Source organism: Exiguobacterium sp. s95, from assembly GCF_018618655.1.
GTDB lineage: Bacteria > Bacillota > Bacilli > Exiguobacteriales > Exiguobacteriaceae > Exiguobacterium_A > Exiguobacterium_A oxidotolerans.
The window spans coordinates 1-1,207 of the sequence record NZ_JACSMM010000020.1 but is presented as its reverse complement, the minus strand read 5'-3'; the positions used below and the strand labels follow the sequence as shown (position 1 = coordinate 1,207).

Genomic DNA, 1,207 nt, shown 5'->3' with positions numbered 1-1,207 from the left:
AAGTGTTTGACTTGCTCGTTTGTGTGACTAAAAGTCACGTTGACGAAGCTTGCGCTTCATTCATTGTTTGTATCCGAAGATACGTTTTTGCCTCATCGTTCAGTTTTCAAAGTCCGATAATAATAATGGTCGGGAAGACAGGATTCGAACCTGCGACCCCTTGGTCCCAAACCAAGTGCTCTACCAAGCTGAGCTACTTCCCGAAAAGTGCACCCTGAGAGATTCGAACTCCCGACCCCTTGATTCGTAGTCAAGTACTCTATCCAGCTGAGCTAAGGGTGCATAATAAGTGCGGTCGAGAGGACTTGAACCTCCACAGTGTTGCCACCACTAGGCCCTCAACCTAGCGCGTCTACCATTCCGCCACGACCGCAAATTATGCTATTTTTTGTTACTTCTATTTAAAAAATGGAGCGGAAGACGGGATTCGAACCCGCGACCCCGACCTTGGCAAGGTCGTATTCTACCACTGAACTACTTCCGCATTATAAATATAAATGGTACGGGTGAAGGGACTTGAACCCCCACGTCAAAGACACTAGATCCTAAATCTAGCGCGTCTACCAATTCCGCCACACCCGCATAAAAATGGTGTGTCATGCAGGATTCGAACCTGCGACCCTCTGATTAAAAGTCAGATGCTCTACCAACTGAGCTAATGACACAAACTAGTATTAAATTAAAAATAAAATGGGGCGACTGATGGGAATTGAACCCACGAATGCCGGAATCACAATCCGGTGCGTTAACCACTTCGCCACAACCGCCATATTAAATGAAAAATGGTGCCGGCAACAGGAGTCGAACCCGCGACCTACTGATTACAAGTCAGTTGCTCTACCAGCTGAGCTACACCGGCAGGTGTAAATGGTGGCTTTGGACGGAATCGAACCGCCGACACGAGGATTTTCAGTCCTCTGCTCTACCGACTGAGCTACAAAGCCATAATGAAAAAGATCGGTAAATAAAAATGGCGGTCCTGACGGGATTCGAACCCGCGATCTCCTGCGTGACAGGCAGGCATGTTAACCGCTACACCACAGGACCGTGGTAACTTGACGACTTCTATAATGTTATATTAGTCAGTCAAAATTGTCAAATACTTTATTAAAAAAGTATGCCTGGCAACGTCCTATCCTCACAGGGGGAAGCCCCCAACTACTTTCGGCGTTCAAGTGCTTAACTTCCGTGTTCGGCATGGGAACGG

The 1,207-nt window shown here is 47.4% G+C and carries 10 tRNA genes and 1 rRNA gene; all 11 read right to left on the bottom strand.

Annotation, left to right across the window (positions count from 1 at the left end):
- Nucleotides 1–126 precede the first annotated feature (126 nt).
- Nucleotides 127–203 (bottom strand) — tRNA-Pro (locus KNP99_RS15160).
- Between the two features lie 5 nt (nucleotides 204–208).
- Nucleotides 209–282: transfer RNA gene (locus KNP99_RS15155), tRNA-Arg, on the bottom strand.
- 8 nt (nucleotides 283–290) lie between these two features.
- Nucleotides 291–373, bottom strand: a tRNA-Leu gene (locus tag KNP99_RS15150).
- A gap of 36 nt (nucleotides 374–409) precedes the next feature.
- Nucleotides 410–484: transfer RNA gene (locus KNP99_RS15145), tRNA-Gly, on the bottom strand.
- A 14-nt stretch (nucleotides 485–498) separates the two neighbouring features.
- Nucleotides 499–582, bottom strand: a tRNA-Leu gene (locus tag KNP99_RS15140).
- A gap of 7 nt (nucleotides 583–589) precedes the next feature.
- A tRNA-Lys gene (locus KNP99_RS15135) sits at nucleotides 590–665 on the bottom strand.
- A 26-nt stretch (nucleotides 666–691) separates the two neighbouring features.
- A tRNA-His gene (locus tag KNP99_RS15130) sits at nucleotides 692–767 on the bottom strand.
- Between the two features lie 16 nt (nucleotides 768–783).
- A tRNA-Thr gene (locus KNP99_RS15125) sits at nucleotides 784–859 on the bottom strand.
- 9 nt (nucleotides 860–868) lie between these two features.
- Nucleotides 869–944: transfer RNA gene (locus KNP99_RS15120), tRNA-Phe, on the bottom strand.
- A 27-nt stretch (nucleotides 945–971) separates the two neighbouring features.
- A tRNA-Asp gene (locus KNP99_RS15115) sits at nucleotides 972–1,047 on the bottom strand.
- 72 nt (nucleotides 1,048–1,119) lie between these two features.
- A 5S ribosomal RNA gene (gene rrf / locus KNP99_RS15110) occupies nucleotides 1,120–1,207 on the bottom strand; the annotation flags it as partial.